General features: G+C 69.4%; 1 protein-coding gene. It reads right to left on the reverse strand.

Annotated elements, in window-relative coordinates; all coding sequences use genetic code 11:
- Positions 1-6,186: hypothetical protein (locus KUM32_RS28400; protein WP_374227561.1), on the reverse strand; the 6,186-nt coding region annotated here is incomplete at both ends.

Consider the following 6,186-nt stretch of genomic DNA (forward strand, 5'->3'; position numbering starts at 1 on the left):
TGCGGGATCGTTCGGAAGTCCGGCAGGTACGGCTGGCCGGAAGGCGACAGTATGGAGTGGGATTGCTCCTCCTGGTTCTTTTCGATCGGCTCCGGGCCCGGCTCGGCCGTCTCGAAGAAGCGGGCGAGGCTCTGTCCGATTCCGTCGGCGGGTACGAGGGTGCCGTCGGTGTCCTCCTCCAGGGGGAGCGTGCCGTAGAGGGCCTGTGGTGCGCTCAGCCGGATCGTGCCGTGTCTGCCGGTCAGGAGCACCTCGGTGTCGAAGGCGTAGGCGCGGTGGAAGAGGACGGACTCCTTGTTGCGTTCGTCGGTGTCGTTGCGCTCCGCCGACCGGTCCTCGGCGCTGCCCCGCTCGTACTCCAGGGGCAGCGCGCCCGCCAGTTTGGTGTGCTCGTCCGCCTCGCCGCCGGCCTCCGGTCCGAGCGCCGCGAACCAGCCCCGTTCGCCGCCGCGGCGCTGTTCCTCGCCGTCGATGTCCTGCGTGTAGCGGCGGCCCTTGATCTGCACGTCCGGGATGCCCGGCACCCGGTGTATGCCGGTGATTCTCAGCTCGACGGTGACCTTGTCCGCGAAGACGGGCACGGTGTAGGTGCCTCGCAGCAGATCGGCGATGCGGGAGCGCAGGATGTTGTCGGTGGCGTTCTCGTAGCGCCGGCCGGCGAAGGTGGTGGCGTCGAGGCCCGGCACGTACCAGGCGTCCGGCACGCTCAGGTCGGTCGGCGGGCGGAAGGGGGCCGCGGGCAGCGCGGCCCAGCGCGCGATGGCGGCGCCGGCCGGCAGTGACCACGGGTGGAGGTTGTCGATGAGTTTGTCCAGGGCGGCCCGCTCCGACGCGGAGACCACCACGTCCCCCGTCGGTCCGGGCTGCCGTTGCTGCCAGACGGGGTCGCTGCCGAGGACGGGTCCGGGGTCCAGCTGCGCGGTGTCGGCCTCCACCATCAGGTGCTCGGGCAGCAGCAGCAGGACGGAGCCCTCGACCGCTCGGTCCTTGCCCTTGTCGGCACGGGAGGTGCCGCCGCTGCCGTCGGCCCGCACACCGGCCCCGGCGGGCCGCGGCCCGGCGATGTGGTGCCAGACGGAGGACCGGTCGCCGTACCACCGCGTACCCGCTTCCTGACGGCCGATCAGCGAGCGTGCGGAGCTGTAGGCGGCGTACAGTCCGCGCGCGATCAGGTCGGGCAGCTCGGGCAGTTGGTCCCGCAGGGCGATCTCGACGGTGAACGTGACGGCGTGGCCGGTGGCGTACGACTCGCCGCGGAAGTTGGCGCGGGCGATGTCGAGTGTCTTGTGCAGCTGCTCCTCGGCCTCGGAGGACTTGCCGGTGTAGCCCGCGGCCCCCTCCACGCCGCTGTGGCCCACGCCCGCGCCGCCCCGCGCCATCGCGTCCAGCCTGCCGCCGACGCCGGTGACGTGCATCTCCTTGTGCTTGATCTCGTGCAGCCCCTCGGTGCGGAGCATCAGCTTCACGTCCGGGCGCGACTCTTGCCACTGGGCGGCCCCGAGGTGCGCCTTGACCCGCACCATCAGTTCCCGCCCGCCGCCGAAGGACCCCGGGATCGGGATGAAGCGCTGCACGCCGTCCGTCCGCAGCGTCGTCCACTGGCTGCGCAGCGCCTCCGTCGAGAACGACTGCGTGAGCATCCTGCGCAGCAGGTCCGGGCGTTGCGCGGCGCCCGCCTTCTCCTTGCGCAGCACGCCCTGGTTCTGCAACTGCTGGAAGATGTGGTCCAGTACGGCGTCCGCGTGGAGCTGTTCGGCGAAGCCGGAGCCGGGCTCCAGACCCGGATGGGCGTGCCGGCGAGGCCTGTGGGGCCAGACCTGAACGGTTTCGGGAGCTACGAGTTTCAGGGCGGGCAGGCGCCGTTCGGGCACCAGGACGTCCAGCCCGTTCGTGATTTGCAGGTAGCGGGACGTCTCGGTGCTGACGTCACCCCGCCACGCGAACAGTGTGACCTCGAAGACCGGATCCATGCGGAACGTGTGTTTGGGGCCGCTGTAGGTGGCGCGGCTGATGTCGATGAAGCCCCGGTCGACCTCCGTCTCGTGCTCGGTCTCCCGGTCCGCCTCGGCCGTCACGCGGGCCATGACCCGGCCGCCCGGACCCTTCGGCCCGTGCTCCTCTTCCTGGCCGGCCGCCGGGGACGCGCCCTTGACGTCGCCCTTGTCGCTGCCCAGCTGGAACTGCGGACCCAGCGACGCGTTGACGCCGTAGTCCACGGCGTGGCCCCCGGTGGCGGCGTGCTGGTAGCCGCCGTACTCGTACTGCTCCACCTCAGCCTCGTTGGTGCCCTGGTGGCGGGGGCGGTAGCCGCGCAGCCGTAGCCGCAGGGCTCGTTTGCCGCCGTCGGAGGCGGTGGGCAGGCCGACGACGAGGCCCTGGGGGCTGGTCAGCGAGGCGAACTCGGCGGCGAGGTGTTCTGGGCTCGTCACGTCCTTGAGTGCGCTCGGCCAGTCCAGGCGGTTGTCGGACAGGGGGTCGCCGTTCGACTCGGCGTACAGATCGGCGGCGAGGCGGGTCAGTTCGGGCATCACCAGGAAGGCCGGGTACACCCCGGCCGCCCCGCCCGTGGCGAAGTCGACCGCGCCGGTCTGCGGCCAGGCCGTGAGTGTGGTGACCTGGCCGGTCGAGCTCAGTTCGGCCCTGTCGGGCGCGCTCGACGGGACGTGCTCCTTGGGGACGACGATCCGGGCGACCACGCCCTTGTGATGGGCACGGTGGATCCACCAGGTCCGCGACGCGTTCTTGTCGGCCTTGGCATCGACGTCCTGGACCGTGAGTTCGTAGATGACCCGGTAGACGTGCTCGTCCACGTCCCCGGTCGTCTCGGTGCGCCGGTAGGACTTGGCGGTGCCGGTGAAGGCGTCCGCCATGATGGTCCGGTACTCCGCCGAGCCTCCCGCCGTGCCCAGGCTCAGCACGGCCCAGGTACGCAGCTTGAGCCGCAGTCCGGCGCCGGCGTTCACCTTCCAGCCGCGTGTCTTCTTCCGGTGGCCGGCGACAGCCCCCGTCCTCTGGGAACGGGCGTTGACCACCAGGGGATAACTGCTTCCCCTGAGCCGCTCGCGCAGGTGCGCCTTGACTCCGAGCCGGTAGGTACGGCCGCCCACGCGGACCGTGCGGTCGACACCGGCCAGCAGCTGCGACAGGTCCGCCTCGAGGGCGGGCCTGGCGAACCACACGTCCAGTTCCCGGTCGGTCGTGGACCAGTCGGCGCCCGCCTTCCCGGCGGCTGCCACCTGCTCCCGCAGGACCGTGCGCAGCTGGTCGAGGACCAGCTCGGCGCCTGGCAGCAGGGTGCTCTCACCGAACCCGATGCCGCGACGTGTCGCCAGCGGTAGGGGCTCGCTCGCGTCAGGGTCATCCAGTGGTTCGTCCAGTGAGCGTGGGCGCTCGGAGGCTGCCGGTGCGATCCGCAGGTCCGCGATCCGCAGCAGCGTCCGCACGTGCGGCTGCGCGGCGACCGGACCGATGAGCTGCCTGGCACGCAGCACCGAGGTGAGCACGGGCCCCAGCAGGGCCCGCTCGAACTTGGGCGCCTCTCGGCTGGGGACGGCGACCTCCGACTCGGCGGGCCGGCTCACGCTCGGCACGGCATGGGTGGACGATACGGTCTCGATGACGATGCGCAGCTGTGACTGGTATCGGCTGAGCGGTTCACGGGAGTTCAGCACGGTGTGGTTGAACGAGGCCCCGGTCAGTCCGTGGCCCGTGCTCCGGTGCGGCTTGAAGGCGATTTTGGCGGCGGGGCCGATGCCCGAGGAGCGCTGACCCGAATCCTCTTCGGATTTCGTCAAGCCCAGGGTGTTGACGGCCAACGCCAGGGAACCCTTGCTGGTCCATTCCTTCGTCTGCGCTGTGGTGATCCCGATGCCCTGGTCGTCGCGGATCCCGGTGGCGGAGATGTCTCCCAGGTACCGGATCGTGTCCATGTCCGCCCGGATCACCATGTGTCCCTTGAACGACTTCATGGGACCCAGGGAGATGTTCAGGGCCGGCAGGACGATGCCGTGGGTGAACAGCAGGCGGCTGCTGTTGCGCAGTGACTGCTCGTTCAGCACGCTCTGGGCGGCGTTGACGATCTCCATGACCGCCGCGGCGGAGAAACGCTGCTCCGTACGCAGCGTGTGTTGCAGTGCGGCGGTCACCGGGATCGGATCGACGGCGTTGAGTACCTGGCGGACTCCGATCGACTGCTGCGTCTTGATACCGGCTCCGGGCAGCGGCTCCGGTGCTTCATACGGTGTGAGCTGGGGTTCTTCCTTCGTCACGTGCGAAGCGGGCACCCGGACGGTGAGGCGTGGCGGGAGCACCACGCGGTGCTCGCGCTCCTCGCCGTCGACGAAGACGCGGACCATCAGGCCCGCCCGGAGCGGCTCGTTGCGCTGGACGAACATTTTGCGGCCCGAGATCAGCGTCCAGTCGTTCTTCGCGCCGACCTTGTCCGTCAGGCCCATTCCGACGACGGGGAAGGCCGGAAGAAGAGTGGAGACGACTTTCGAGCCGATGTTCAGGAAGGTGAGCAGCGACGCTTCGAAGCTTCTGGACTTGCTCTCCAGGGTGGCGCGGCCCACCTTGGAGGTGCTGAAGCCGACCGCGTACTCGCGGACGGCGCCCGTCTCCTCGACGAGCGGCGCGGCGTCACGCAGCACGGGCCGCAGCCATACGAGTCGGCCGTCGGCGACGAACTGCGTGCCGCGCCGCAGCAGGGTGTCCCACTGCTTGGCGTCCGTGACGGAGAGCATGGCCCGTACCCCGTCGTGTATGCCCGCCGAGAGTTCCGGGCTGTCGCCTGCCTGGCGGGTCTGGGCGCTGATCCGCTCGGTCGACTTGTTCGTGTCGTCGGCCTTCGGGGGGTCCACCTCGGACACCCAGGCGTCCCCCAGAGCGCCGCTGTCCAGGTACCAGGGTCGCTTCTTTCCTTCGGTGTCGGCCTGTTGTTCCCTTTCCGGTTCTCCCCGCTGTCCGGTGGAGCCGGTGCGGCCCGGTGAGGTGTCGTCACCGGACGAGCGGTCGGTGTCGGTGGGGAGGTTGTGCGGGGTGTGGGTGTGTGAGAGGCCCGTGGTGGACGCAGTGGGTATGTCGCCGGAGCCGTCTGCGTCGATGGGGTCGTGGTCTGAGAGGCCGGCTTCGATGGACTGCTGAGGGGTGGGGGTGTTGTCCGGGACGGTGTGGAGTGCCGCGGTGCTTCGGGTCTCTGAGGGGTCGGCGCTGGACGCGCTGGTTGTGCCGGCGCTGCCCTCGGGCTTCTGTGGTGCGGCTGTGTCCTCTCTGCCCTTTCCTTTGTCCGTGTTCGGTGGACGGGTGTAGGAGGGGCCGGCGATGGGTGCGTCGGGGCCTGTGGGTGATTGTGATTCGGTGGAGTGGCTGGGTGTGCCGCCTCTCAGGCCTCTGGGGTCGCCATGGCTGAGGAGGGATATGACGATGTCCGAGGCGAGAGTTGCGTAGGTGCTGTGGGGGCGGATAAGGCCGGGGTGGCTTCGGACGTAGGTCTCGAGTTCGTCGCGGGTGATGTAGGGGCGGGGGTGGTTGTTGTGGGTGAGTTGTCTGTAGACATCGTTGAAGAGGTCGTTGTAATTGATGTCGTTGAGCTGGGTGGTTGTGGTGGTGGGTGGTGTGGTGTAGAGGTGTGCTGTTTCGCGGCGTGGTGTGAGGAATCCTCCGTCGTTGGAGATGACGAAGCCGGTGTGTTCGGTGATGAGGTGGGTGTAGTTCTCGAGGCCTGCGGTGGGGGACCAGTTGATGTGGTGGTCGACTGTGTCGACGGCGTTCTCGGTGAGCCGGGTGAGTGTGAGGGTGAGGTGGGCGTCGGCCTGCTGGTCGGCGAGGGTGACGGTGAAGGTGAGCCGGCTGCCGTCGGGTGCGTGGTAGGCCTGTGTGTTGAGGTGGTTGGTGGCCTTGTCGATGCTGGCTTCGATACCGCTGTTGTCGGAGGTGAGGTGGAGGGCGAGGGTGATATCGGTGTAGCGGGTTCCCCCGAAGGTGAAGCGGCGGAGGTCGAAGCGGTGGGGGCGCGCTCGCCTCACGATGTCCTGGTCGGTGCCGTCCGGGTCGGGCACGAGACTGATACGGACGTCGGTGATGGAGTGCCAGGTGATGTCCTGCCGGTGGACCGAGGCGGTGCCGCGTGCGTCGCGCCAGGCGGGGGAGTGGGTGGGGTTGGGGCCGGTGCTGGACTCGCTGGTAGGG

This window comes from Streptomyces sp. AC627_RSS907 (assembly GCF_019049165.1).